22 protein-coding genes, 1 tRNA gene and 1 other RNA gene are annotated in these 24,605 nt (G+C 68.9%); 10 read left to right on the forward strand and 14 right to left on the reverse strand.

Going from position 1 to position 24,605, the window contains the following annotated elements:
- A partial coding sequence (locus AB0F41_RS28490) for a hypothetical protein (RefSeq protein WP_357429105.1) occupies positions 1–273 on the forward strand: 273 nt, incomplete at its 5' end.
- 103 nt (positions 274–376) lie between these two features.
- On the opposite strand, the gene AB0F41_RS28495 is transcribed toward AB0F41_RS28490, so the two are convergent.
- Positions 377–1,150 (reverse strand): queuosine precursor transporter, encoded by a 774-nt coding sequence (locus tag AB0F41_RS28495; RefSeq protein ID WP_357429107.1) that lies wholly within the window; start codon positions 1,148–1,150, stop codon positions 377–379.
- Between the two features lie 37 nt (positions 1,151–1,187).
- Between AB0F41_RS28495 and AB0F41_RS28500 the strand changes: the two genes are divergently transcribed.
- The gene (locus AB0F41_RS28500) at positions 1,188–1,721 is read left to right on the forward strand and encodes a DUF4190 domain-containing protein (RefSeq protein WP_357429109.1); all 534 of its coding nucleotides are present in this window, start codon (positions 1,188–1,190) and stop codon (positions 1,719–1,721) included.
- A gap of 31 nt (positions 1,722–1,752) precedes the next feature.
- On the opposite strand, the gene AB0F41_RS28505 is transcribed toward AB0F41_RS28500, so the two are convergent.
- From AB0F41_RS28505 to AB0F41_RS28515, 3 genes are read right to left on the reverse strand one after another with little or no spacing between them, the layout of a single operon-like run.
- On the reverse strand, positions 1,753–2,448 hold the full coding sequence (locus tag AB0F41_RS28505; protein WP_357429111.1) for an RDD family protein: 696 nt from the start codon (positions 2,446–2,448) through the stop codon (positions 1,753–1,755).
- A 48-nt stretch (positions 2,449–2,496) separates the two neighbouring features.
- Entirely contained in the window at positions 2,497–3,441 is a 945-nt protein-coding gene (gene gluQRS, locus AB0F41_RS28510) for a tRNA glutamyl-Q(34) synthetase GluQRS (RefSeq protein WP_357429113.1), read from the reverse strand.
- Complete coding sequence (locus AB0F41_RS28515) at positions 3,438–3,989, reverse strand: DUF309 domain-containing protein (RefSeq protein WP_357429115.1); 552 nt, start codon at positions 3,987–3,989, stop codon at positions 3,438–3,440. The genes gluQRS and AB0F41_RS28515 overlap by 4 nt, the downstream gene beginning before the upstream one ends.
- Positions 3,990–4,429: 440 nt before the next feature.
- Between AB0F41_RS28515 and AB0F41_RS28520 the strand changes: the two genes are divergently transcribed.
- On the forward strand, positions 4,430–4,639 hold the full coding sequence (locus tag AB0F41_RS28520; protein ID WP_357429145.1) for a DUF397 domain-containing protein: 210 nt from the start codon (positions 4,430–4,432) through the stop codon (positions 4,637–4,639).
- Between the two features lie 131 nt (positions 4,640–4,770).
- Positions 4,771–6,129: a wax ester/triacylglycerol synthase domain-containing protein gene (locus tag AB0F41_RS28525; protein ID WP_357429117.1), complete on the forward strand. Its 1,359-nt coding sequence runs from the start codon at positions 4,771–4,773 to the stop codon at positions 6,127–6,129.
- Here the strand turns inward: AB0F41_RS28525 and helR are convergent.
- Together helR and AB0F41_RS28535 are read right to left on the reverse strand one after the other, a co-directional pair.
- The gene (gene helR, locus AB0F41_RS28530; RefSeq protein ID WP_357429119.1) at positions 6,110–8,320 is read right to left on the reverse strand and encodes an RNA polymerase recycling motor ATPase HelR; all 2,211 of its coding nucleotides are present in this window, start codon (positions 8,318–8,320) and stop codon (positions 6,110–6,112) included. The two genes, AB0F41_RS28525 and helR, sit on opposite strands and share 20 nt — an antisense overlap.
- 367 nt (positions 8,321–8,687) lie before the next feature.
- A complete protein-coding gene (locus tag AB0F41_RS28535; protein ID WP_357429121.1) occupies positions 8,688–9,461 on the reverse strand; it encodes a hypothetical protein in 774 nt (257 codons plus the stop codon).
- A gap of 59 nt (positions 9,462–9,520) precedes the next feature.
- On the opposite strand from AB0F41_RS28535, the gene AB0F41_RS28540 reads away from it, so the two are divergent.
- A tRNA-Ser gene (locus AB0F41_RS28540) sits at positions 9,521–9,606 on the forward strand.
- Positions 9,607–9,687: 81 nt separating this feature from the next.
- Here the strand turns inward: AB0F41_RS28540 and AB0F41_RS28545 are convergent.
- The gene (locus AB0F41_RS28545) at positions 9,688–10,767 is read right to left on the reverse strand and encodes a hypothetical protein (protein ID WP_357429123.1); all 1,080 of its coding nucleotides are present in this window, start codon (positions 10,765–10,767) and stop codon (positions 9,688–9,690) included.
- Between the two features lie 144 nt (positions 10,768–10,911).
- Between AB0F41_RS28545 and ffs the strand changes: the two genes are divergently transcribed.
- An RNA gene (ffs, locus tag AB0F41_RS28550) (signal recognition particle sRNA small type) lies at positions 10,912–11,006 on the forward strand.
- 241 nt (positions 11,007–11,247) lie between these two features.
- Positions 11,248–12,534 (forward strand): aminotransferase class I/II-fold pyridoxal phosphate-dependent enzyme, encoded by a 1,287-nt coding sequence (locus AB0F41_RS28555; protein ID WP_357429125.1) that lies wholly within the window; start codon positions 11,248–11,250, stop codon positions 12,532–12,534.
- 21 nt (positions 12,535–12,555) lie between these two features.
- Here the strand turns inward: AB0F41_RS28555 and AB0F41_RS28560 are convergent, their stop codons facing one another.
- Positions 12,556–13,362 (reverse strand): methyltransferase domain-containing protein, encoded by an 807-nt coding sequence (locus AB0F41_RS28560; protein WP_357429147.1) that lies wholly within the window; start codon positions 13,360–13,362, stop codon positions 12,556–12,558.
- A gap of 117 nt (positions 13,363–13,479) precedes the next feature.
- Between AB0F41_RS28560 and AB0F41_RS28565 the strand changes: the two genes are divergently transcribed.
- Positions 13,480–14,052 carry an HhH-GPD-type base excision DNA repair protein gene (locus AB0F41_RS28565; protein WP_357429127.1) on the forward strand — a complete coding sequence of 191 codons (573 nt, stop codon included), beginning with the start codon at positions 13,480–13,482 and terminating at the stop codon, positions 14,050–14,052.
- A 28-nt stretch (positions 14,053–14,080) separates the two neighbouring features.
- Here AB0F41_RS28565 and AB0F41_RS28570 read toward each other — a convergent pair whose 3' ends face one another.
- From AB0F41_RS28570 to AB0F41_RS28580, 3 genes are all read right to left on the reverse strand, one after another.
- Entirely contained in the window at positions 14,081–14,791 is a 711-nt protein-coding gene (locus AB0F41_RS28570; protein ID WP_357429129.1) for an ESX secretion-associated protein EspG, read from the reverse strand.
- The gene (locus AB0F41_RS28575; protein ID WP_357429131.1) at positions 14,791–15,693 is read right to left on the reverse strand and encodes a hypothetical protein; all 903 of its coding nucleotides are present in this window, start codon (positions 15,691–15,693) and stop codon (positions 14,791–14,793) included. Before AB0F41_RS28575 ends, AB0F41_RS28570 begins: the two co-directional genes overlap by 1 nt.
- Before the next feature lie 104 nt (positions 15,694–15,797).
- On the reverse strand, positions 15,798–16,220 hold the full coding sequence (locus AB0F41_RS28580; RefSeq protein WP_357429133.1) for a hypothetical protein: 423 nt from the start codon (positions 16,218–16,220) through the stop codon (positions 15,798–15,800).
- Between the two features lie 657 nt (positions 16,221–16,877).
- On the opposite strand from AB0F41_RS28580, the gene AB0F41_RS28585 reads away from it, so the two are divergent.
- Positions 16,878–18,161: an ROK family protein gene (locus tag AB0F41_RS28585; RefSeq protein WP_357429135.1), complete on the forward strand. Its 1,284-nt coding sequence runs from the start codon at positions 16,878–16,880 to the stop codon at positions 18,159–18,161.
- Between the two features lie 78 nt (positions 18,162–18,239).
- Here the strand turns inward: AB0F41_RS28585 and AB0F41_RS28590 are convergent, their stop codons facing one another.
- Complete coding sequence (locus AB0F41_RS28590) at positions 18,240–19,844, reverse strand: DUF2207 domain-containing protein (RefSeq protein ID WP_357429137.1); 1,605 nt, start codon at positions 19,842–19,844, stop codon at positions 18,240–18,242.
- Between the two features lie 392 nt (positions 19,845–20,236).
- Between AB0F41_RS28590 and AB0F41_RS28595 the strand changes: the two genes are divergently transcribed.
- On the forward strand, positions 20,237–21,148 hold the full coding sequence (locus tag AB0F41_RS28595; RefSeq protein WP_357429139.1) for a neutral zinc metallopeptidase: 912 nt from the start codon (positions 20,237–20,239) through the stop codon (positions 21,146–21,148).
- Here the strand turns inward: AB0F41_RS28595 and AB0F41_RS28600 are convergent.
- Positions 21,141–21,797: a TetR/AcrR family transcriptional regulator gene (locus tag AB0F41_RS28600; RefSeq protein ID WP_357429141.1), complete on the reverse strand. Its 657-nt coding sequence runs from the start codon at positions 21,795–21,797 to the stop codon at positions 21,141–21,143. The genes AB0F41_RS28595 and AB0F41_RS28600 overlap by 8 nt on opposite strands.
- Before the next feature lie 38 nt (positions 21,798–21,835).
- The gene (locus tag AB0F41_RS28605) at positions 21,836–24,112 is read right to left on the reverse strand and encodes an MMPL family transporter (protein ID WP_357429143.1); all 2,277 of its coding nucleotides are present in this window, start codon (positions 24,110–24,112) and stop codon (positions 21,836–21,838) included.
- Between the last annotated feature and the right edge of the window lie 493 nt (positions 24,113–24,605).

Raw genomic sequence — 24,605 nt, forward strand, 5'->3', positions numbered from 1 at the left:
CGCATGTGGCGAAGCCACGAGTCTCGAGGGCTGACAGCAGACGCTTCGGGGGCCGAACCCCGCGCGCGCCAGCGCGCCAATAAACACAGCACCTTCGCGGGCAAGGTCACCTGCCCCACTTTCGCGGGCAAGGTCACCTGCCCCACTTTCGCGGGCAAGGTCACCTGCCCCACTTTCGCGGGCAAGGTCACCCGCCCCACCTTCGCAGTCAAGACCAACCCCCACCTTCGCGGGCGGGGTCACTTTCTCACCTTCGCGGGCAAGCCTGCTTGAACACCCGAGCAGGCTCCGTCGCGTCAATGCCACCGGCCCCCACCCATAGTTGATGCGCGCACACCACTCCAGAACCGCGGACCCCGCCCCGGATACGACCGGTTCAGGAGTGCAAGGGCGTGGTTTCCTTAGGAGCGTAGGTCGGTTCGTGTTTCTTGAGCAGGGCGATCACCCGGTAGGTCACCGGCAGCATCACGATCTCGACCAGCGTTTTCCACAGGAAACCCACGATCACGTAGTTGACGAACTGACCCCAGCTGTCGATACCGATCGCGGTCGCGGCGATCGAGCAGAAGATCAGGGTGTCGGCGAGTTCGCCCACCACCGTCGAGCCGATCAGCCGGGCCCACAGATGCTTCTCGCGGGTGCGTTCCTTGATCATTACCAGGGTCGCGGAATTGAGCAGCTGCCCGGCCACGTATCCCGCCAGCCCGGCCGCGACCAGTTGCGGCGTGGTGCCGATGACCGTGCGGAACGCCTCCTGGTTCTCGTAGAACGACGCGGCGGGCAGCCGGATGGCAACGGCGAAGCAGAGCACCATGATCAGCAGAGCGGCGAACCCGTAGAACACCGCGTGCCGGGTGGCCCGGAAACCGTAGACCTCGCTGAGCACATCGCCGAGCACATAGGCCAGCGGGAACAGGAAGAACGCGGCATCGGTGGTGACGGGCAGGACCTCGAGTGGCCCGAGGGTCAGCGAGCTGTCGGTGAAGAACTGCACGCCCTTGGTCGCGCAGATATTGGAGATGATCAGCGTCGCCGTGAACAGCACGACGATCGGCGTGTAGTACCCCCGCGCCACCTGGGCGAATGCCGCGTGAGCGGGCGCGGGGTGTCCAGACTTGCCGGATAACTGGGTTTCGTTCGGATCTTCCACCCGGCTATCCAATCAAATTCTCGAATAGGGTGTAGGCATGACGAACCCCGGGGACTCCGACGAGTGGTGGAAGCAATACGGGGGGTCGGGCGTCTCGTCGGACCCCGCGGCCGCGGGCGGCGGATCGCCGTCGAGCGGACCGTCGAGCTATCCCTCGGCGCCCCAGTATCCTTCGTCTCCGCCGCCCGCCGCGCCCTCTCCTTCGGCGCCGTCCTACCAGGCCCCGCCCCCGGCGGGACCCTATCCGGCGCAGCCGTCGTATCCGGCCACGCCCTACGGCGCCGCGGCCCCCGGCTACCCCCCGGGCTATCAGCCGTACGCCTACCCCAACAACCGTGGTACCAACGGGCTGGCGATCGCCTCGCTGGTGACTTCGCTGGCCGGTTTCGCGACCTGCGGTGTCACCTCGATCGTGGGGATCATCCTCGGGGTGATCGCGCTCAATCAGATTCGTGACAGCGGCCAGGAGGGCCGCGGCCTGGCGCTCGGCGGGATCTGGGCCGGAGTGGCGCTGATCGTGCTTGTTGCCCTGTATATCGTGGTGATGATCGTGGTGGCCGCCTCCGGTTGATATGTCCCCGCCCGTGGGCGGGGACGTCCGGTCAGGCGGTGAGGACCTGTGTACCTCCGGCGAGCTTGTCGTGCCAGCCCTGCTTGTTCGGATCCTTGTCCAGGGTCGCGGCGATGTACAGCATCAGGGCCAGCCCGACGAGCCAGCCGAGGCACGGCACGATCTGCGCGGCGAGGTAGATGTTCCGTTTCAGCGAGGCCAGCGGCGGGACGGTCGGTGCCCCGTTGGGCGCCACCACCTTGAGACCCAGGATCTTCTTGCCCAGGGTGGCGCCGGTCCGGCTCTCCATGGCGACGTAGTAGACCAGCATCGCCGCGAAGATGATCGCGTAGCTGACCGCCACTCCGGCGAAGCCGACCATATTCGGGATGATGATGAAGTTGAGCAGGATGGCCAGGGGCAGGGCGACGATCAGGTTGTCGATCAGCCGGGCCGCGAATCGCGGCCACAGTTTGCCGGGGACGCCGAATGCCGGGTCGTACTGCCCGTACTGCTGACCTCCGTACCGGGCCTGCGGAAAAACCTGCTGCTCGTAGGCCGGTTTCGGTTCGGCGGGCGGCTGCGGGGGCTGCGGTGGTGGTGGGGGCCGGTGCCCGTACGGCTGCTGCGGCGGCGGTGCGTACTGGCCGGGCTGCTGCCCGTACGGCCCCGGCTGGTACTGCGGAGGCTGCCCGTACGGCTGCCCGGCCTGGGGGTGGTTGCTGGGTTGGTACCCGCCACTGGTCATCTCGCCTGCCTGAACTCGAAAATCGTAAAGACCCGGTCGCAGGCCAGGTTACGGACCGGCACCGGCGCACACCAAGCTGTCGGGGTCCAGCACCCACGGATCGCGGGGGAGACGGTCCGGATGGAATTCGGCGCGCAGTGCCGCGGCCGTGTGGCCGGTGAGCCCCAGCGATCCGGCCAGTCCGGCGAGCACTCCGTCCACGGTATCGCCGCAGGCGAGCCGGTCGGCCAGCGTGACGGCGCCGTCGCGTTTGGCCAGTCGCTGCCCCGCGGTGTTCAGCACCAGCGGGACATGGGCGTATTCGGGAACCGGGAGGTCGAGCAGCGTCGCGAGATAGGCCTGCCGGGGTGTCGACGGCAGCAGGTCGTCGCCGCGTACCACCTGATCCACGCCCTGTCCGGCATCGTCGACGACGACCGCCAGGTTGTAGGCCGGAACACCGTCGCCGCGCCGCAGCACGAAATCGTCGACGGGTCCGCGATAGCGCCCGTGCAGCCGGTCGGTGATCTCGAATTCGGTACGGGTCGACCGGAGCCGGATCGCGGCGGGCCGGCCGGTGGCCCGGCGCCGCTCGCGGTCGGCGGGGGTGAGGTCGCGGCAGGTGCCGGGGTAGGCGCCCTGGGGTCCGTGCGGGGCCGCCGCGGCCTGCTGGATTTCCTTTCGGGTGCAGTAGCACTCGTAGGTCAGGCCGGCGTCGGTGAGCCGGCGCACCGCGGCCTCGTAGTGCGCGACTCGCTCCGACTGATGCAGGACCGGTCCGTCCCAGTCGATCCCGAGGGCGGCGAGATCGGCCAGCTGGCGCTGTTCGGCCCCGGGCCGTACCCGGTCCAGATCGTCGACGCGCAGGACGAACTCGCGTCCCGTGGCGCGGGCGAACAACCAGGCCAGCAGGGCGGTACGCAGATTTCCCAGGTGCAGATCACCCGAGGGGCTCGGCGCGTACCGGCCGGCCCCGGCCGGGGCGGTCGCACGGTCGGTGGGCATCGGGATCATGGTAGGTCGTGGGTGAGCCGCGGCATCAGGGTGGATTCGTCGACCAGAGGTCCGGCGGCCGGCCGCACCGCGGTCTCCGGGTCGTTCTCGGGGAAACGCGCGTCCAGCTCGTCCAACAGTGCCGCGGCATGGGCGAGCAGGCCGGGGCGGTCGAGACCGTAGGGGAGTGCGTCACCGGGATACCCGGCCGCGGTGACATCGAAGGTGCGCAGCCGTTCCACCGCCCGGCGCAGTAGTGTGCGCGCACCCTTGGGGTTTCCGCGCTGGATATGGGTGAGGCCGACCGCGTACTGGGCCAGGCCCTGCCATAGCATGCGTTCGGTCTCCGGCCCGTTCTTCCAGACCGATTCCAGGACCTCGTGCGCGTTGAAGGCCAGACCGCGATCGAGGAGCTGCTGGGCGTAGCCGAGTGCCTCCCGCGGTTCGAGGTCCAGGTCATCGGGGATCCGCGGTACGCCGGGGCTTCCCGGCGGTAGCGGTCGGCCCAGCCGGTCCCGGGGCCGGGCGTTGGTGGCGCGCCCCTGATCGTCGCGGTCACGTTCGGGCATGGCGCCATCATGCCCCCGGAGATCGGCGGGCCGGGCGTCAGGGGCATTGACAATCGATAAACGGACAATCACATAACAATCACGCTAGACCATTAGCGACACCTGGCGATTTTTGAGCAAAATCATACTTATAAGTGCGCAATTACGCAGCAATACGGCATCTTAGCAGAATTGGCAAAGCTGTTGGCGCAGTTGGCAAGAGATCGGCAAATCTTGGACGAACCTGCTAGTGTCGCGGGTGCGGGGCATGCTCACAGAGGCTTTTGGTCACCGCGTCAGATGTGTTCGCGGAATGTGCGAGTCCGATCCTGGCAAACCGGATATTTGCTCGCTATCTGCGCGTGCATCGGTGTATTCGGTGTAGTCCATCGGATACCAGCTAGTCAGGAACTATGCAGGAATCGAATCTCATTATCGACGCAGCGAAGGAGTGCAGTGCCGTGAAGGTGGATATGACGGGTGCTGTGTGGCGGAAGAGTTCATACAGCGGCCCGGACGGGAACTGCGTGGAGGTGGCATTTCTCGGAGACGGCAACGTAGCGGTCCGTGATACCAAAGATCAAGGTAGCGGGCCTGTACTGGCCTTCGCGCCCGGCGAGTGGGCCGGCTTCCTGACCGGAGTTTCGGCAGGAGAGTTCCACAGCGCCTGATCCTTGTACCCATATCGGGCAGAGCGGCCCCGGGTCCTTACGGCCCGGGGTCGTTGCACGTGCATACGTGCGCACACCGCCCGCCCGGTGCCGGCGAACCCGGGCGGGCGCGCGTCGCTAGGGTCGTGCCGATGATCCCGCTGGCACCCCCGGACGCGACCATGTACTGGCTGTCGCGGCGCCTCCCCAACGACCAGTTCCTGCTGTACTGCTTCGCGGAATCCACCCGGACCGGTGCCGAGTTACGCGCCGACCTCGCGAAACGTCACGGGTCGATCCCCGAACTGGGAGTCCGGTTACGCGAGGACCCCACCGGTCTCGCGATGCCCGCCTGGGTCCCCACGGAGCCGGACCCGTCGCAATTCATCGAGCACACCCTCGAACGTCCCACGTGGCCGGCACTCCTCGCGGCCCTCGGCGATGTGGTGGGCACGGGAGTCGACGCGACGCGGCAGCCCTGGCGTCTGCACGTATTCCGGCGTATTCGTGACAGCCCGGCGCCCGACGACGCCGTCACGGTGGTGGTCCTGCAGATCTCACACGCCCTCGTGGACGGTCGTGGCGCATCCGATATCGCGCGAGCGCTGTTCGCCGCGCATCCGGACCCCGGAGACGCCGCGGATCGACCCGCTCCCGAACCGGAGCCGTCGATAGGGGCGGGCGTCCGGCGTTCCCTCGCGGCCGCCGTGACGCTGCCCGCGGCAGTGGTCCGCACCGTCGGCCGCGGGGTCCGGGCGGGTCGCGCGGGGTCCGAACTCGCCGAACTCACCGCGGCGGGCGCCGTGCCGCCACCCCCGCCCGGCTATCCGCCGGGACCGCTCAACGCTCCCGCGATGGTCGGCGGGCACGCGGTGCGGCTGCTGGTCTGCCCGGCCGAAAAGTTCCGCACGCCCGGCGCGAGCGTCACGGTGGTGGGCCTCACCGCCATCTCGATGGCGCTACAGCGCTATCTGCGGGGGCGTGGCGCGGAGGTCACGCGGTTGGCCGCGCAGGTGCCGATGGCGATGCCGCGGCGACCGGGCGTCCGCAACAACTACCGCGGCCTCGGGGTGGATCTGGCCGCCGGCGAACCCGACCCGAGCCGCCGGGCCGCCGCCATCGCCGCCGAACTGGCGAACCGGCGGCGCCGGGCGGCGCATCCGCTGTTGAACGTCCAGGATGCGGTGACCGAGGTGGTGCCGCCGATCCTGTTGCGCCGCGATGTCGGCAGGTACCCGATCGACCTGGTGCCCGCCGAGATCACCGGGCACACCGTGGTCTCCAGCGTGAACCGGGGCCCCGCCGATCTGACCTTCGGCGGCGCCCCGGTGCGGTTCACCGGCGGTTTCCCCGCGCTCGGCAGCGTGATGCATCTCACGCACGGGATTCACGGGCTCGGCCCGACCGTCACACTCTCCCTGCACGCCGACCCGCAGACCGTGCCCGATCTCGATCACTACGCCGAGTTGCTGCGCGAGGCGTGCGCAGAGGTCAGCGCCCGGCTCCGGTGACCGCACGGCCGCCGGTCTCCACCAGCCCGGCCAGCGACCGCGGTAGCGGCCCGCTGTGCAGAACGCCGAGGCGCTGGGTGGCACGGGTGAGCGCGACGTACAGTTCCGCCGCGCCGCGCGGGCCGTCGGCGAGAATGCGGTCCGGCTCCACCACCAGCACGGCGTCGAACTCCAGGCCCTTGGTATCCGACGCGGACACGGTGCCCGGCACTCCCGGCGGGCCGATCACCACGCAGGTGCCTTCGCGCCCGGCCTCCGCGTCGGTGAATTCCGCGACGGCGGCCCGCAGCTCGTCGTCGTCCGCGATCCGGCGCGACCACGGCTGTACGCCGTTCGCGCGGACCGATTCCGGCGGTGTGATCGCGGGTGCGAACTCGGCGAGCACCGCCGCGGCGACGGCCATGATCTCCGCCGGCGTGCGGTAGTTCACCGTGAGTGACCGGTACAGCCAGCGGCCCGGAACATAGGGATCCAGCATCGTGTTCCAGGACGTCGCCCCGGCCGCCGATCGCCGCTGGGCCAGATCGCCGACCACCGTGAAGGAATGGTTCGGGCAGCGCCGCATCAGCACCCGCCAGTCCATCTCGGAGAGTTCCTGGGCCTCGTCGACGACGATATGCCGGTAGGTCCAGTCGCGGTCCGCGGCCGCGCGCTCCGCCAGCTCGCGGGTATCGCGCTCGACGAACCGTTCGGCGAGATCCTCGGCGTAGAGGAGATCCTGGGCGTACAGGTGATCCTCGTCGTCCATACTGTCCTCGCGGCCGGTCATGAGGTCCAGCACGCCCGCGGCGTACCGGGCCTGTGCCTGTTGCTCGCGCTCGGCCGTCCGGTCCTGCGGCTCCCGCGCGCCGAGTAGATCGACCAGCTCATCGAGCAGCGGTACATCCGAGATCGTCCACGCTTCGCCGTCGGCACGCAGCAATATCTGATCGGCGCCGGCGGCGCGCAGCCGGTCGGGGGACGAGTACAGGCCCGCCAGCAGCGATTCCGGTGTCAGGATCGGCCACAGTGCGCCCAACGCGGCGGTGAACGCCTCGCTACCGGCCAGCTCCCCGACCAGGTCCTCCCGCATCTGCTCCCACGCCTCGCGGTCGTCGCGGGTCAGCCAGCCCCGGCCGATCCGCCCGATGGCCCGCTCGGTGAGGACATACGTGACGATCTCGATGAATTTCGCGCGGGCCTCGTTATGCGGCAGCCCGGTCGCGCGCGCCTCCTCTCGTGCCCATTCCGCGGTCTCGGCGTCGATCCGCACCGTGGTATCGGTCAGTTCGATCGGCAGCGGCTGCTCCGGCACTCGCTGCCGGTCCGCGATCGCCGCCGCGAGGACGTTCAGGATCGCGCGGGAGCCCTTGAGCCGGGCCGCCTCGGGGGCGTCCTCGGCGGTGATATGCAGTCCGGGCACGAAATCGCCGGTGGTCATGAACACGACATTGGATTCGCCCAGCGAGGGCAGTACCCGCCCGATATGGTTCAGGAACGCCGGGTTGGGGCCGACGACCAGTACGCCGTTGCGTTCCATCCGTTCCCGCTGGGTGTAGAGCAGATAGGCGACGCGGTGCAGGGCCACCACGGTTTTGCCGGTGCCCGGGCCGCCCTCGATCACCACCACACCCGGATGCTCCAGCCGGATGATCTCGTCCTGTTCGGCCTGGATCGTGGCGACGATATCGCGCATCCCCGGACCACGCGGCGCGTCGACGGCCGCCAGCAGCGCCGCGTCACCCCGCGCGTCCCCGGACCGGTCGCCGTCGGACCGGCCGAAGACCTCGTCGGTGAAATCCAGCAGCCTGCGGCCGCGGGTGTGGAACTGCCGCCGGCGCCGCATGTTCTCCGGTGAGGCGCCGGTCGCGACATAGAACGCCCGGGCGGCCGGGGCCCGCCAGTCGAGCAGCAGCGATTCGTATTCGTTCGTCTCGTCGAACAGGCCGATCCGGCCGATATAGCTGCGCTCGCCCGTCACCGAGTCCAACCGGCCGAAGCACAGCCCGTTATCGGCCACGTCCAGCCGTTTCACCTCGCGGGCCAGCGTGCGGACCTCGACATCGCGGTCCACGAGTGTCCCGCCGTTTCCGCGCAGTGCGGCGGAGTATTTGCCCTTGACCTGCGCGCGCTCCTCGTCGAGGCGCGTGTAGAGCCCGGCCACGTAGTCGCGCTCGGAGCGCAGTTCGTCCTCATATTCCCGAGTCGGCACAAGCCCGCCTTTCCCTGACTAGATCTACCCCGCGTGCTCGCGCGGGCAGCGGTCCCGGCGACGCCGACGGTTCCGCTGCCAGGCGGTCGCTACTTCCGTTTCCGCAGGTTCTGGCTTCGGCGGGCAATTCTGCGGCATCACCCGGGTCTTGCCGCAAGGCCCCGGGTGCGGTATAGATTTAATTCAGGAAGAGGTTGTCGTGCCTTCTGGGGGATTTTTCGGGGGTTCTGCGGGATTTTTCAGGGGTTCTGCCGATTATCGTCGGCCCGCGGCGCGTTATCCGTAGTGCGTACCGCACTGCCGGGCCCCGATCGTGACGCAGATCCCACCGGTGCGAACCGGGTCGCCCGCACCGGTGGCGTGTCGTTCAGTTCGGTTCGATATCCAGTTCTTCGCGGGTGGCGATGATCAGATCCCGCTCGGCGGCGCGCACCTCGGCCAGTAACTGTGTCTTGTGCTCGAAGGCGGAACGGATCTCCTCGTCGGGAGCGTCCTGCAGTTTCTTGCGCTGCAGGGTCAGCGCGGCCAGCAGGGCGTCGGAGAGGGTGTCGGCCAGCTGCCGCCACTGCTTGTAGTGCGGGTCCGAGCCGGTCAGGCGCAGCACATTCGCCCGGTCCGAACCGGCTTCCAGCTCGTGGATCAGATCCCCGATGAGCTCATCGGGCCAATCTTCGTCGCGGCGCAACGCCTGACAGATCCGGCTGGACACGCCCAGGGAATCGGCGACCACGGCGACCACGGTGTCGCGCCGCCAATGTTCCCCAACCTGCATGATCGCCACCGCATGTGCGGATTCCACCTGGTGATGGGCGGCGTCCAGCTGCAGCCGCGTGGTGTCGGCCTGCCGCTGCGCGCTGTCGGACTGCTGCTGCGTCGCCGCGGACAGCGCGCGGGTGGCGCGGTCGTCGGCCGCCGCGATGGCGTCCCTGTTCGTCCGATTGTTGACCAGTACGGCGATTACGGCCGCACCACCGAGCACGAGCGAGCCGAGCAGCGGCAGCCACGACTGCCACCAGGCCGGGGAACTCTGAACGATCTCGATCACCTGGGGATCCACGGCGCCCATCATGGCACCGTCGGCGCGGGTAGGCGCGACGGCCGTCACAATTCCGTGATCGGCGCGGGAAACCGAATCGGTCACCCGGGACCGATGAGCGGGCGTTTTCACGATGCGACCGGGTGGCAGGTATGCTGCTCGGCGGAGGATTCGCCTAGTGGCCTATGGCGCTCGCCTGGAACGCGGGTTGGGTTAACAGCCCTCGCGGGTTCGAATCCCGCATCCTCCGCAAACGGCCCCGCCGGTGGATCGAATTCCACCGGCGGGGCCGTAATCGTCGCGGTGCCGGGCGTCACCGCCGGTACTCGCGCTATTCACGCAGTCCGTCGAGCACCTTCCGGACCTGATCCCGGCACAGCTGATCGACGGTAGAGGTGTCCACCGGACCGTCGTAGCTGATGTACATGGTCACCTTGACCGAGACATTGCTGTCCTTCGCGGCGACCGAGTAGTCCACCGTCTCGAACGAGGAGTAATCGCTGACATGGGAGGCGTAGTAGGCCTCCTGGCCCAGACCGCTCACCGACCCGGAGTCGTAGTCGGTACCGGTGGTGGCGGTATCGGTTTTCTTCCAGTCGTCGTAGCCGTAGGTGGTGTACTCGCCGGTGAAGGCCACATCCAGCGTCAGCCGGGCACTGTTGGTATCGGTGCCCTCGTTGCTGATCCGGCAATTCAGCGAGCCGCCGCCGTAGTCGGCGGGCGGGCTCTCCTGGTGGGTGGTCTCGTCACGGGTCGCGGCCCACTGGTCCAGCACGCCGGCGTCGATGAGGTCGCAGGAATTGGTGACCGACGCCATTCCGTAGTCGCCCGCCCATTCCTTGTCCTTCTCGTCGCCGCCCGCGTTCAACAGCGCGATACCGCCACCGCAGACCAGCACGACCACCAGCAGCACCACGCCGACGACGATGAGCGCGGTGTTGTTCGATCGCGATCGCGACCGCGGGTACCCGGTGGGGGCGGGGAACCCGGGCTGCGGTCCCGGCCACTGGCCACCGGGCGCCTGGCCGGGCGCCGGGGACTGCTGCCCGCCGGGGTGGGACTGCTGGCCGCTGGGGTGGGACTGCTGGCCGCTGGGGTGGGACTGCTGGCCGCTGGGGAATTGCTGCCCGCTCGGATACTGCTGACCGCCGGAATGTGGCTGCTGTCCGCTCGCGTACTGCTGCCCGCCGGAGTGCTGCTGACCGCTCGGGTACTGCTGCTGACCGCTGGAGTACGGCTGCCCGTGCTGATCGCTCGGGAATGCCGGGCCGGCGTTCGGGTTGATCATGGTGGCATCGGGCACCGGGCCCCCGGACTGCGGCCGCGCCGGGTCGGAACCACCCGCCCCGGGCGTCTCCCACCATTTGGTCTGCTCCGCCCGATCACCCTCCGGCGGATTCGTATCCGTCATCCTCGCCATCCCCTCGTCTGGTGAGGGCATCTCCCCTCCCGCTCAGGAGAATGGTAGCGAGCGCCGGGTGCCCGGCGGCGCCGTCCGGCAACACCCGCCCGTGCCCCCCGCGGCGCCGGACCGCGAACAACCGCTACACTGGCCCACGGATCCCGCGCGGCGCGCATCCTGTGAACTCCCCCAGGGCCGGAAGGCAGCAAGGGTCAACGGGCTCTGCCGGGTGCGCGGGGTCCCCTTATTCCGGACCGTGTGATTCGAGCCACGGCACCGGATCGGTGACCGATCCCCGGCCGGATCCGAGCGTGAATCCTGGTCTCACCAGTACCGATTTCGACCCTCCGCACGGGCGGATTCCGCCGGTAAACCCAACACCTCCCGGCGACGACTGCCGCCCGGGTAACGTGGCCCGGGGGGTTGCCGCACTGGGCGGCTTCCCCGTAACGCATTCACCTCACCAGGTAGTTGGAAAGGCTGTCCAGGATGCCCCGGCAAACGCAGATCGGTTTGATGAGTTCCGACGAACTCGCCGCCGAGCACGAACTCCAGTCCGCGAACTACGCGACACTGCAGGCCGCTCAGCTGACCCTCGATCTGACCCGAGGCAAGCCCTCGCCGGAACAACTCGCCCTCTCCTCGGCCCTGCTCTCGCTGCCCGGCGACGGCGATTTCCGGGACGGCACCGGTACCGACTGCCGTAACTACGGTGGGCTGCACGGGCTTCCGGAGCTACGCGCGATCTTCGGCGAACTGCTGGGTATCGATGTGGACAACTTGATCGCCGGCAACAACGCCAGCCTCGAGTTGATGCACGACATCATCGTTTTCGCCACCCTGCACGGATTCCCCGATTCGCCGCGCCGGTGGGCCGACGAGCCGGTGGTGAAATTCCTGTGCCCCAGCCCGGGATACGACCGCCATTTCGCGATCACCGAATCGCTGGGCTTCGAAATGATCACCGTCCCGATGGGACCCAACGGCCCCGATACCCGGATCATCGCCGATCTGCTCGCCGGTGATCCGCAGATCAAGGGGATGTGGGCGGTACCCAACTACTCCAACCCCACCGGAGCCGTGTTCTCCGAAGACGTTGTGCGTGAACTCCTCTCGATGCCCGCCGCGGCCCCGGACTTCCGCCTGTTCTGGGACAACGCGTACGCGGTACATCCGCTGACCGATACCGCGGCGCCGGTACTCGATGTGCTGAAACCGGCCGCCGCCGCCGGAAACCCGAACCGGCCCTTGGTGTTCGCGTCCACGTCGAAGATCACCTTCGCCGGTTCCGGGGTCAGCTTCCTGGGCGCCGCCACCGAGAACTTGAACTGGTACCTGGGCCATGCCGGGAAGAAGAGCATCGGACCGGACAAGATCAACCAGCTGCGGCATCTGCGGTTCTTCACCGACGCCGCCGGCGTCCGGTCGCATATGCAGAAGCATCGCGCCATCCTGGAACCGAAGTTCGCACTCGTCCTGCGCATTCTCGAGGAGCGCCTCGGCGCCTCCAAAGTGGCTTCCTGGACCGAGCCCAAGGGTGGCTATTTCATCAGCCTCGATGTGCTCGAGGGCACGGCCGCGCGGGTGATCGAGCTGGCCAAGGGCGCCGGTATCGCGCTCACGGCAGCCGGCTCGGCCTTCCCGTACAAGAAGGATCCGGACGACAAGAACATCCGGATCGCCCCCAGTTTCCCGGCGCTGCCGGAGCTGGAGCGCGCCATGGACGGTTTGGCGACCTGCGTCCTGCTGGCAGCGACCGAGAAACTGATCGGGTAGGCGGATTCCCGCCCGGCGGGGTCAGGCGGGTTTGCGGGCGTACACGGCGAACATGGTCACCGAGAGGTGGATATCGCCGGCGTCCGCGCCCGCGGCCAGGTCGGCCAGGAGCCGCTCCCGTTCGGCCTCGGTGATCACCCGGCGCGCGACCGCCATCGCCGAGACCCGGCTGACCAGCGCACCGGCCCCGACCGAGCGGTCCTGGACCAGAGCGTGCGAGCCGGTGGTTTCCACTTCCAGGCCGGCGCCGGTGAGCAGCCCCTGCAGCCGGCGACCGGAATACGGGTTGGTGGTCGCGGCGACGAGCGTGTCGATCACTTCGCGGACCACCCGATGCTCACCGGGGTGCACGATCGCCGACCCCCAGTCCGCGTCCATCACCACGGTACGGCCGCCGGGTCGCAGCACTCGGGCGATCTCCCGGGCCGCGCGCGCCGGCGCGGTCAGATGCTGGAACACCCGTTCGCACAGCACCGCGTCGAAGGTGGCGGCGCCGAACGGTATTCCGTAGGCGTCGCCGGAATGGAAGGTGGCGGCCGAATTCGCCGCGGCGGCGCGCTGTTCGGCGGTGGCCAGCAGGCTGGGGTCGGGTTCCACGCCGACGGCGAAACCGGTGGGCCCGACCTCCTCGGCGAAAGTGATGACCTCGGAGCCGGTCCCGGATCCCAGATCCACGACGCTCTCACCCGGTCGCAGCGCGAGCGCCTCGTGCGCCCATTCCCGCAACCTGGTGAGACCGGGGAGCGTGGCCTGTAGATCGCGGATATCGACCAGCTGATCCTGGCCTGCGGCATCGAAACGGTCGGGGCGTAACCCGAAACTGTCCATGGGTCCGTGTCCATCCAGTGTGGTGGGTGGGTATATCGCCGTGTCTGGCATGGGGCGAGCCTAGCTGTTGCCGCCGCCGTGGGATCATCGCTGGTAGTCCAGAGTGAGGAGCACGGTATGGCCGAGTTGTGCCTGGCGCAGGACCCCGAGGCGGACGAACTGCTGTCGACGAGTTCTCTCGCATTGGTGATCGGGATGCTCCTGGACCAGCAGTATCCCCTCGAACACGCCTTCCGCGGGCCGAAGAAGATCGCGGACCGGATGGGCGGGCTGGATATCCACGCGATCGCCGCCGCCGATCAGGCCGAATTCGAGGAGATGGCCGCCACGCCGCCGGCCATCCACCGATACGGCCGGTCCATGGCGCGGCGAATCCAGGATCTGGCCCGCTACGTAATCGAAAACTACGACGGCGATGTCACCGCTGTCTGGACCGCCGGAGATCCCGACGGCAAAGAGGTCCTGAAGCGTCTGAAGGCGCTGCCCGGTTACGGAGATCAGAAGGCCCGGATCTTCCTCGCGTTGCTCGGTAAACAGCTCGATGTGCGCCCGGCCGGCTGGGAGGCCGCCGCCGGTGCCTACGCCGAGCCGGGATCGCGGCGTTCGGCGGCCGATATCGTCGACTCGGAGACACTGCTCGAGGTCCGCGCGTTCAAGAAGCAGATGAAGGCCGCCGCGAAGCAGAAGTGAACGGCGGCGCGGTGCGTGTGCGCCCGCCTCAGCGGATCCGGGCGAGCCGGGTGAGTTCGGCCGCCAGCCCGGTTTCGTCCACGGGCGTGAGGGTGAGGTGGCTGCCGGCGCTGAGCAGGTAGCGGCCGTCTCCGGTGAAATCCAGCCAGGTCCGGTGGATCGGCGGAGGTGACATCGGATCATCGGGGGCGACCGCGATGGTGAAGAAACCACGCGCGTCGATGGGCCGGTGCAGCGTCGACCGAAGATTCGCGGCCCGGTCGGCGGCCGCGCGGCCGTCCGCCGGGTCCGGGCACAGGACCGCCGCGCGGGGTTCCCGCAGCACGGGAAGGCTGCCCGGCCGCGCCGGACCCAGCGTGTTGACCAGATGTTTGCCCAGGCTCCGCGCGTGGCAGGCGACCACGGTGACCGCCCCCGCGTGGGCGCGGATGAGCGCACCCCAATTCCCGAACGCCACCGCGACCGCGAGCACCGGATCCGGCCTGCGTTCCGGCCCGTCGAACTCGTCGCCGTATACGGTCACCCGGGTGACATCGGTTCGCGCCACGAAACGCAGCGTGCCGGTGAGGTCGGCGTCGCCGTTCTGCGGGAAACGGCCCGGCAGGTCGAGTTCGGCCCGGGCACGCTCGGTGGCCACGGTGCCACGCGGGGCGAGGTCGATGGGATGGGGACGCCGGTCCAGCCCGGTCTCGGTCTGCCAGATATGGCTGAATTCGTCCGGCGTGAAGACCCATTCCATCAGCGGCTCCCACCGCCCGGATCGGCTCTGTCCGGTCTCTCGGACACGGTTTGCCCGCCGAGAGCCGGGGGCGTCGCCGGCGGGGGTTCGGTGCGCGCCTCGTTCGGCGCGGCGGGGTCGGCCGACCCGGGTCCGGTGGGAGGCTCGCCGAAAGCGGTCTCGCCCGATGTGGCGTTCGGTGCGAATCCATCCTGGGTCGGCGGCGCCGCGGGACCGCCGGTCGCGGGGTTCACGGGCGCCGGGGGGATCTCGAGTGCCGGTACGTTGCGTGGCGGGCTCGACGCTGCGGGGGAGCTGGACGGCGCGGAGGCGGGAGCGCTCGAAGAGCCCTCCGCGGGCGTGGGGAAGCGCGGGACCCGGTCGCCGCTGGCCGGGATGGCCGGGTTGTAGCGGTAGGTCATGGCGTCCTGTGCCTCGGCGGTCAGCGTCGCGGCCGTGATGTTGTAGGAGGTGCGGCGGGCGGGACCCGTCGCCGCCTCGACGGCGGGATCCGGGTCCGGCAGATACGCGCCGGGTGGTGCGGGGATCGCGGCCCGGACCGATTCGGCGGCGGTGGCATCGGCCGCGAGGAGTTGCGCGACCGTCCGGCATACGGTGGCCGCATCGTCACCCGCCCGGACCAGCGCGGCAGCCGCCCGGGCCGCTTCGGCGGCCGCGATACCGGACCATTCGCCGGAGAGCCGGGCGATATCCCGGGCGAATTCGTCGAACGCCGTATCGACCGAGCCCGCGGCGAGGTCCCACGCACCGGCCAGGCGGCCCAGTTCACCCGGCGCCAGCTGCTCGTGCACCAGATCCCAGATCTGCTGATGGGTGTAGGCGTCGAAGACCTCGCGATCCGGAACATACGCCGGATCGGTGCCGGCCTCGGTCGTCTCGGTCTGCCCCTGGTGCGCCACCATCGGCCCCCTCGGTTGTCCGGTTCGTCGTCGGCCGTGGTGGTCACAGCAAACCGGTCGCTATCAATCTTGTTGCACCCCTGCGTAGTTCGCAATAATGCCGCATGTCAGGCCGACTGCGCCACAGTTCGGATCAGGGCGGCGCGGTTCGCGGCGTCGGCCTCCTCGAACAGTGCGGCGGCGGCGAGGTAGGCCGCTTTATGGCGCAACGCGGCCTGTTCGAAAGCGAGGAGGGTGTCGAGGTATTCCCGACCCTTCGCGCCGAAACCGCGCGCCAGCGCATGGCCGGACGGCAGATCCGGAAAGCCCCGGGCCGAGGTGAGGGCGGCGGCGTGATCGCGGGCCAGCCGCACCCGTTCCACCAGCCGGTCGCAGGACCCGGCCAGCAGTCGGGCGACGTCCTCGGCCATATGGAACTCACCGGCTCGTGCCGCCTCGTAGAGGCGGACGGCTTCGGTTCCGTAGCGGCGGATCGCCCCGGCGTCGCCGACGCCGATCGCCGATTGCCGATCCGGATCAGGTACGGGCATGACGGTCCCCCTTCGAACTCCCCACCAGCGGGTCGGAGCATAGCAGCGGAAAACCGCCCGGAACAGGGTCGTTCGCTTGTTTTCCGCGCCCTCGGGCGGAGTCGGCCCGGGCTCCACGGCATCCAGTGGAGCTCCGGTCTCCGAGAGGAGGCGGCGGCCGCCGGTATTCTCCGTGAAAGTCCGGAGAATATTCCCCGCACATGAGCGGAGAATATTTCCCGGACGGCGGTGGAGAATATGTACGGGCTTATTGCGTGAATTCTCCGTGCCCTTGCGGAGAATTCATTCGGTTCGCTGCGAAATATGGGAAACGTCCAGGTATACGCGATGCCACGGTGCACGCGCACGGGGCCCGAGGTGGCCGAATCCCCCTTGATGACACCTTCTGCCAGCGAAAACGCCCGATGCGGGGTTGCGGATATTCCGGAAACGTTGGTGGATCGCCGAAGAGGATGTTAATTTATTTGTTATGTCCGACAGCCGAGTCAACCCGAAGCCGGTCACTTATGTGACCGCCGCGCTGGGTCTGCGGCTGCCCCTCACCCGCGAGTTGTGTTGCTCCCGCTTCCGCGGTTGAGCGATTCCGATTCACTCGCCGCCTCGTTGCAGTACCTGTAGGCCTCCCGTGATCCGGGATCTTCATCGAGGGAAAATCATATGGCTGTCCGTACCGCCGAACGCACCGCGTCGCAGGCTTCCACCGTCCGTACCCGAGTAGCCCGCCCGGTCGTTGTCCCCGACCTGCGCCTTTCCGATAATCCCGCCGCGGCCGTGCTGCGCGCCGCCACCACCGGACCGGTGTTCCGGGACAAAACCGCCCGCGCCACCGGGCTGAGCATCGCCACCGTCAACCGCCAGGTGTCCTCGTTGCTGTCCGCCGGTCTGCTGCGGGAACGCGCCGATCTCACCGCCTCCGGCGCGGTCGGCCGTCCGCGGGTGCCGTTCGAGGCCGATGTCGACACCTTCGGCACACTGGGCGTCCATATCGGCGCGGAGACCACCCGGATCGTCGTCTCCGATCTGCGGGGCCGGATTCTCGGCGGGCTCACCATCGCGACCCCGCGGACCGGTCAGGAGTTCGCGGTCAAAACCGTCGCGCACAGTGCGAAATCCTTCCTGCAGCGCTGGTACCGGCGGACCCCGCTGTGGGTCGGCGTAGCGCTCGGCGGCCGTGTCGATCCCAGGACCGGGATCGTGGATCACCCGAAGCTGGGCTGGCAGGCGGCGCCGGTGGGCGCGGTCTTCAGCGAGGTCCTCGGGCTGCCGATCACGGTGGCCCCGCACGTCGAGGCGATGGCCGCCGCCGAACTCCTGCTGCCCGCGGTGGTCGGCAACCCCGCCGACGATCCCGAGCGCGCCGACGGCGCCCGCGGCAGCAGCCTGTACTTCTACGTCCGTGAGACCGCGGGCATCTCGGTGACTCTGGACGGCCGGGTGCACACCCCGAGCAACGGCCCCGGGTCGATCGCGCATCTGCCCACCGGCTCGTCGGTGGAATGCGGCTGCGGCCGGCGCGGCTGCCTGGAGGCCACGGTCGGCGATCGCGCTCTGCACGCCCGGGCGGTCGGGCGTGGAATCATCCCGGCGCACAACGGGAAATCCAGTTCCGCCATCGCCGATGTGTACCGGGCTGCCGCGGCGGGTTCGGAACCGGCCCGTGAACTGCTCGCCGAACGCGCCGAGGTGCTCGGCCGGACGGTGGCGCTGGTCCGGGACATGCTGAACCCCGACCGGGTCGTCCTCGGCGGACAGGCGTTCACCGCCTACCGCCCCGGGCTGGCGCATGTGGCGCGCGCGTTCAACGAGTCGACGATGCTGCCGCCCACGGATATCCGGGTCACCGGCTACGCGTCGAAGGTGCAGGAATTCGCGGCCGTCGTCACCTCGCTCAGCGCGCTGTACGCCGATCCGCTCGCGGCGCTGCGGCGAGTGACCGCCTGACCGTCCGAACCCACTGGGCAGGGCCCACGAGAACTCATCGGGCAGGGCCCACGCGCCGGAACGCGCGTGGGCCCCGGCTCATTTCGCGGGGAACAGTGTTTCGACCGCGGTGATGAAATACGGGAAGTGGACCGCGAACCGGTGCAGGTCGCGGTCGTCGTCGAAACCGCCGAACCAGTACAGGCCGGGTTCGTCGTCGTCGGACGGGTCGATATCGCGGAAGGCACGCACCCAGTTGTCCGCCCGGCTCCACACCACCATGTAGGGCAGGCCGCGGGAGAACACGAGTTCGCGGTCGCCGGAGGGAATCTCCGTGCTCCTGACCTGTTCGAGGCCGCGCTGGAGCCCCCGGACCTGGCCGGTGAGGGTCCGGCCGTAGGCGGTGCGTACCGGCAGGAACTTCTGGGCCCCCAGCAGCGCGCCGCCGGCCAGCGCGATCGCCACGCCCACCAGGGCGTGGCCGGACAGCAGCGCCGCGACGACGGTGACCGCGGCGCCCAGCACGATCAGTCCGCCGCCCAGCCAGAGTGGAATCCGGCGGCGGGCGGGGTCGATGAAGGCGCCTCGGTCCACGGCGTCGGCCACCATCGCCCGGCGCAGCGGCTCGACCGGGAGCCTGCCCGGCACGCGCAATTCGGCCATGGTGACCTCGGGCACGCCCGCGGGCAGCAGCGCGTCGTAGAACACCCGCTCGTAGCCGCGCAACTGATCGTCGGCGGGATTCACCCGCACGATCCGCCACTCGTCCTCGCCGATGCGGCCGATCCAGAGATAGTTGCGCACCGCCAGATCGACGACGGTGGCGGCGATATCCGTCGGATCGGCGTAGCCGTCCAGCAGCACACCCGCTTCGCCCGGCAGGATGCCCGCCGGTGAACTGAACAGCGTCCGCCCACTGCTGCGATCGAGCGGTTCCATAGGCGCGGCCGGAACGGACTGGCGCCGAACCAGGAACAGATACAGGGCCAAGACGATCAGGGCGAGCAGCAGCACCACGAACGCGATGACCACCGGACCGGTGATGGCGAACGCCGAGGCTCCCGGACCGGTGATATCGGCGTTCGCCGGGACGGTGCCGGGGGGGATCTGCAGGGTCAGATCGACGGATTCACCCTTGCGCAGGTTCGTCTGGTCCAGGTACAGGACACCGTCGGGTTCGATATGCACCTGCGCGCAGGGCCGGGTGGCGCCGAGCGGGCCCAGGACGCAGTCCACGATGCCCATTTCGAAGCTCGGGCTGATCAGTGACGCGTGGATTTCGGCGATATCGACATTGAGCACACCGAACCAGCGGAACACCTGGCTGCCGTCGGCGTCGCTGACCGTGTTCTGGACCGAGTAGCGGAAGGTGGATTCGCCGGGGCCCGCGTCGACGGTGAACAGGTCATCGGCGACCTCGGCGGTACCCGGGCCGGTGACCTCGATATCGGTGACCGCGAAGCGGCGTTCGGAATTCTCGCTGATCTGCACCCGCAGCGGCAGCGACATGGTGAACCGCCCACCCGGCGGAACCGTCACCCGTTCGGTGACGTCCAGGACGCCGTCGCGGCCGAGGGTCATCTCGAGATCGACGATCGCCCCGCCGGTTTCCTGCGCCCGGGCCGGTGCGGCCGGTAAGAGCAGTGCGACCAGTGCGGTCAGTGCGAGCAGTAGCGCTGGTGCGCCCCCCCGAAAAGTGAGCATGACTCGTTACCTTAGACAGCTTGCTATCCTGCGTCAGCGGCTGTTGGCGAACCGAGAATGTGAGGGAGTCCGGGGGAGTGACACAACCACCTTTCGGCCGCGGCCCCGTTCCGCCGCCCGGCCGCCGGCCGAATCCGGCCGGCGGACGCCCGCCCCATCCGCCGCCGCCGGGGCAACCGCAGCGTCCGCCGCCGGGCTATCCGCAGCGACCTCCGCAGCAGCGTCCGCCGCCGGGTTATCCGCCCGCTCAGGGCTATCCACCCGGCCAGGGTTATCCGCCCGGCCAGGGTTATCCGCCTGCTCACGGATATCCGCACCGTCCGCCGCCCGGCTATCCGGTCCCGCCTCAGCGCGGCGCCGTCCCCGGATATCGGCCGACCGTCGCGCCCCCCATGCCCCCGCCCGTTCCGCATCGGGTACCGAACGCACCCCGGCCGCGGTCCCGGGGCAGCAGCGGCCGGTTGCTGGTCGTACTGTTCGCCGTGATGTTCGTGGTTCTCGCCGCCTTGGTGCGCGGGGCGCTGAACTCCGGGGGTCTGAACGTACTCGGCCCGCAACCGGAGCACAGCTACGACACCGGTGCGACCGGGCCCGCCATCACGGCGACGAATCCCCTGCTCACCGACCCCGATGCCACGCTGATCCCGGCGAATTGCGAATACTCATCGTGGTCGACCGATGTGGACACGGCCCGGGCCTTCTTCAGCAGTGCCGAACAGTGCCTGGAGGCGGCGTGGCAGCCGGTGCTGGAGTCCGCGGGACTGCCGTTCGAACCGCCGACCGTCCTGGTTTCGGCCGATACCGAGGGCATCTCCACGCCGTGTACCGGTTCCACCGGTGATTTCGCCGCGTTCTACTGCCCCGCCAATCGCACCGTCTACATGCCGATCAGCCAGTTGCAGACCGACTACTACCGTGACAACTGGGTGGTCTACCTCTCGGTATTCGCCCACGAATACGGTCATCACATCCAGAACATGTCGGGAATCCTGCTCGCCGCCAACAGCGAACGTGTCGACGCGGGCGCGCGGAGTCCGGAGGGGCTGGAACTGTCGCGCCGGGTCGAACTGCAGGCCAACTGTTTCGACGGGATGTATCTGGTCTCCTCGGCAGACGGTGGCGCGCTGACCGAGCAGCAGATGACCCAGGCGCGTACCGATGCCGACAACCGCGGCGATCAGCGCGGCGATATGCGCGACCACGGCACTCCGGAGAACGGCGGGCGCTGGTTCGGGCTGGGTGTCGAGCACAACCGGACCGCCCAGTGCAATACCTTCACCGCCGCGGACGGCGAGGTCAGCTGACCGGGTCGGTGCCGGTGCCGCGTGTACGGGCGCGCAACTGCGTCAGCCAGTCCGTCGCCTCTTCCGGCGTCGCGCCGGGCCCGATCAGTTCGCCGACCACATGCCCGAAACACGCCGCGTCGAGTACCCGTTCGGCGACCGCCATCGGATCGCCCCAGGGCAGATACGGTTTCGCCAGTAGCAGCGACGCGATACCGTGCGCGGCCGCCCACAACTCCAGCACCAGCGGAGTCGGATCCGCCCGGTCGATCAGGCCTTCGGCCATGGCCTCTTCGACGGTGCCCGCGAAGTAGCGGAAAGCGCCGCTGGTCAGCACCGTATCCACGGCGCCCCGGTGCAGTGTCGGGATGGTCGCCAGCCGGTATTGCTCGGGATGGTCCAAGGCGAAGCGGACGTAGGCCAAGCCGAGCCGGCGCAGTCGCAGGGGCGACGGTTCCGCCGGGTCGACCGCCGCCTGCATCGCCGTATCGAGTGCTTCGAACACTTCGGCGACCGCGGCCTCGATCAGCGCGTCCTTATCCGAGAAATGCCGATAGATGGACGGCGCGCTCACCCCGACCAGCTCGGCGACCGCCCGGATCGACACCGCCCCGACATCGCCGGTGCGTTCGAGGAGTTCCCTTGTGGCCGAGAGGATCTCGGTCCGCAAGCGCGGGCCTGTGCCACGCGGTGACCGCGGTCTTCCCGTCATACTCGTACCGGGCTTTCTTCGTCCGCGCGCGCCGGCACCGGTTCCTCGCTGAACCCGAACCGGGCGTGCAGCCGGGCCAGCGGTTTCGGCGCCCACCAGTTGAGCGGGCCCATCAGCTTCATCAGGGCGGGTACCAGTAGCGCCCGGATGACGGTGGCGTCCATCAGCACGGTCAACGTCAGCCCCAGGCCCATGAGCTGGATGAACGAAACCTTCGATGTGGTCAGTGCCCCGATCACGATGGCCATCAGGACCGCCGCGGCGGTGAAGATCCGCCCGGTACGCGCCACACCGATCGCGACCGACTCCGCATTGTCCTCCGCCGCGAACTCCGAGCCGGTACGCCCGGCCCGGCGCCGCAGCCATTCCTCCCGGATCCGGGACAGCAGGAAGACCTCGTAGTCCATGGACAGGCCGAAGGCCAGGCAGAACATCAGGATCGGCATGGTCGGAACCAGGTAGCCGACGGCGGTGAACCCCAGCAGGCCGTCCAGATGCCCCTCCTGGAAGATCCACACCATCGCACCGAACGCCGCGGTCAGCGACAGGGTGTTCAGCAGCAGCGCCTTCAACGGCAGGATCAGGCTGCCGGTGAACAGGAACAGCACCGCGAAGGTCGTGAGCACGATGAGCAGCCCCGCCAGCGGCAGCCGATCGGCCAGCGCGTCCAGCGAATCGTCGTTCATGGCTGCGGCCCCGCCGAACAGCGCGGGCGCCGGGGTGGGGACCGCCTGCAGGCTCTCCAGTTGCTCGCCACCGGCGGGGGAGAACGGATCCACGGCGGAGGTCACCGACAGATAGGTGCCGGAATCGTTGGCCATCCCCGGTGGAGTGGGCGCCAGCCGGTTCCCGGAAACGTAGACGCCGGCGCTCGACAGCACCGCGGTGACCTGGTCGACCTCCGACAGTTGCGCCGCGTAGGCCGCGACGGCCCGCTCGTCGCGGAAACCGTCGAGCACGATGGTGGTGTTGCCGCCGGGGTCGGCCCGCGGGAATTCGGCGCGGATCTCGTCACCCACCTGCCGGCTGGCGGCCGAAGCCGGCAGCACCCGCTCATCGGGATAGCCGAATTTGATGCCCAGGAACGGCGCGCCGAGGAACAGCAGCAACGCCACGATCGCCACGGACACCGGGACCGCGAACCGCATCACCCGCCGCACCAGCCGGTACCAACCGGTCTGCTCCGGCACCATCGCGCCCAGCGGGGCGGGCTCGCGGCCGAACAGCCGCAGGATGGGGGCGCGCAGGTCCAGCGAGTTGACCCGATGCCCCAGTAGCACCAGGGCCGCCGGCAGTACCACGATCGAGGCGGCCGCCGCGGCGACCACGACCGCCACCCCGGAGTAGGCGAACGAGCGCAGGAAGTACAGATCGAAGACCAGCATGGCCGACAGCGACAGCGCCACGGTCAGCGCGGAGAACAGCACCGTCCGGCCCGCGGTCTGCAGGGCCCGCACCGTGGCGGCGCGGGGGTCGAGGCCGTTGGCGAGTTCCTCGCGGAACCGGCTCACGATGAACAGGCTGTAGTCGATGGCCAGCGCCAGGCCGAGCGCGGTGGTGAGGTTCATCGCGTAGATCGACACATCGGTGAACAGGGTGAACAGCCGGAGGATCGCCAGGGTCGCGGCGATCGCGAACAACCCGACCAGCAGCGGCAGCGAGGCGGCGATCAGACTGCCGAACACCAGCACCAGCACCAGCAGGGTGAGCGGGATGGCCGCCGTCTCGGCGACCGCCAGATCATGGGTGATCTGCTCGTTCACCTCGTGGAACGTCGCGGCCGCGCCACCGGCGCGCACGGTGATCCCGTCGGCGGAACCGGCCAGTATGCCGCTCAGTTCACCGGCGCTGTTCTGGATCTCGGTTTCGTCGCCGTCCAGATGGACCGCGATCAGCCCGGAATTACCGTCGGTACTGCGCAGCGCACTGGCGATCGCGGGCGACGGCGCGGTCCAATACGACTGGACGTCGGTGGTGCGCTCATGCGCCCGGATGGTGTCGACACTGCGCAGCGCGCGTGCCCGCACCGCATCGTCGTCGACCCCCGCGGACGACTCCACCAGCAGGATGTAGTTGGGGGCGGCACCGTCGAAATGGTCCGCGAGCAGTTCGGTGGCCCGGGTGGACTCGGCGTCCGAGGAGACGAACCCACCCGATTTCAGCCCCGAGGCCGCGCTGGCGCCGAAGAGGCCGCAGAGCAGGGCCAGGGCCAGGGCGGCGATGAGTATCGCCCGCGGGAACCTGGTGACGAGATGCGCGATTCGGATCAGCATTGGTGCCCCCGGGTTAGTAGGTTAGTGGCGTTAGCGTAACGCTGTTAACCCAACCGGGGAAGGGGGTGGGGGTGATCTTGTTCGTGAGGATGGGAACGCCGACCTCCCTCGCCAGGGTGAGCGGTGACTCTGCCTGCGTCGGTGAGAAATGACCCGGCCCGCGGAGTGCGGGGGTGACTTTGGCGGTGAGGTGGGAAATGACCTTGCTTGCGGAGGTGGTGGCTGTGCTTGCGAGGGTGCGGGGACTTTGCTCGTGAAGGTGGGGAGGTCGTGTTGCTCGTGAAGATGGGTCAGGTGACCTTGCGTGTGAAGGTGAGGTTGCTCGCGGAGGTGGGCGAGGTGACCTTGCTTGTGAAGGTGCTGTGTCTTTGGCGCGCTGGCGCGCGCGGGGGTTCGGCCCCCGAAGCGTCGCCTGTCAGCACTCGAGACCGATCAGCTCGGACAGGGCCTGTTCCAATTCGGCCTGCCGGGACAGTTCGACGAGGACCGCGAG

It is taken from the genome of Nocardia sp. NPDC024068 (assembly GCF_040638875.1).
Taxonomy (GTDB): domain Bacteria; phylum Actinomycetota; class Actinomycetes; order Mycobacteriales; family Mycobacteriaceae; genus Nocardia.

Excerpts from the sequence above, each read along its gene's own strand:
- AB0F41_RS28500 (WP_357429109.1), top strand. The coding sequence starts at position 1,188 with ATGACGAACCCCGGGGACTCCGACGAGTGGTGGAAGCAATACGGGGGG.
- AB0F41_RS28505 (WP_357429111.1), bottom strand. The coding sequence starts at position 2,448 with ATGACCAGTGGCGGGTACCAACCCAGCAACCACCCCCAGGCCGGGCAG.
- gluQRS (WP_357429113.1), bottom strand. The coding sequence starts at position 3,441 with ATGATCCCGATGCCCACCGACCGTGCGACCGCCCCGGCCGGGGCCGGC.
- AB0F41_RS28515 (WP_357429115.1), bottom strand. The coding sequence starts at position 3,989 with ATGCCCGAACGTGACCGCGACGATCAGGGGCGCGCCACCAACGCCCGG.
- AB0F41_RS28525 (WP_357429117.1), top strand. The coding sequence starts at position 4,771 with ATGATCCCGCTGGCACCCCCGGACGCGACCATGTACTGGCTGTCGCGG.
- AB0F41_RS28545 (WP_357429123.1), bottom strand. The coding sequence starts at position 10,767 with ATGACGGATACGAATCCGCCGGAGGGTGATCGGGCGGAGCAGACCAAA.
- AB0F41_RS28555 (WP_357429125.1), top strand. The coding sequence starts at position 11,248 with ATGCCCCGGCAAACGCAGATCGGTTTGATGAGTTCCGACGAACTCGCC.
- AB0F41_RS28560 (WP_357429147.1), bottom strand. The coding sequence starts at position 13,362 with ATGGACAGTTTCGGGTTACGCCCCGACCGTTTCGATGCCGCAGGCCAG.
- AB0F41_RS28565 (WP_357429127.1), top strand. The coding sequence starts at position 13,480 with ATGGCCGAGTTGTGCCTGGCGCAGGACCCCGAGGCGGACGAACTGCTG.
- AB0F41_RS28570 (WP_357429129.1), bottom strand. The coding sequence starts at position 14,791 with ATGGAATGGGTCTTCACGCCGGACGAATTCAGCCATATCTGGCAGACC.
- AB0F41_RS28575 (WP_357429131.1), bottom strand. The coding sequence starts at position 15,693 with ATGGTGGCGCACCAGGGGCAGACCGAGACGACCGAGGCCGGCACCGAT.
- AB0F41_RS28580 (WP_357429133.1), bottom strand. The coding sequence starts at position 16,220 with ATGCCCGTACCTGATCCGGATCGGCAATCGGCGATCGGCGTCGGCGAC.
- AB0F41_RS28585 (WP_357429135.1), top strand. The coding sequence starts at position 16,878 with ATGGCTGTCCGTACCGCCGAACGCACCGCGTCGCAGGCTTCCACCGTC.
- AB0F41_RS28590 (WP_357429137.1), bottom strand. The coding sequence starts at position 19,844 with ATGCTCACTTTTCGGGGGGGCGCACCAGCGCTACTGCTCGCACTGACC.
- AB0F41_RS28595 (WP_357429139.1), top strand. The coding sequence starts at position 20,237 with ATGCCCCCGCCCGTTCCGCATCGGGTACCGAACGCACCCCGGCCGCGG.
- AB0F41_RS28605 (WP_357429143.1), bottom strand. The coding sequence starts at position 24,112 with ATGCTGATCCGAATCGCGCATCTCGTCACCAGGTTCCCGCGGGCGATA.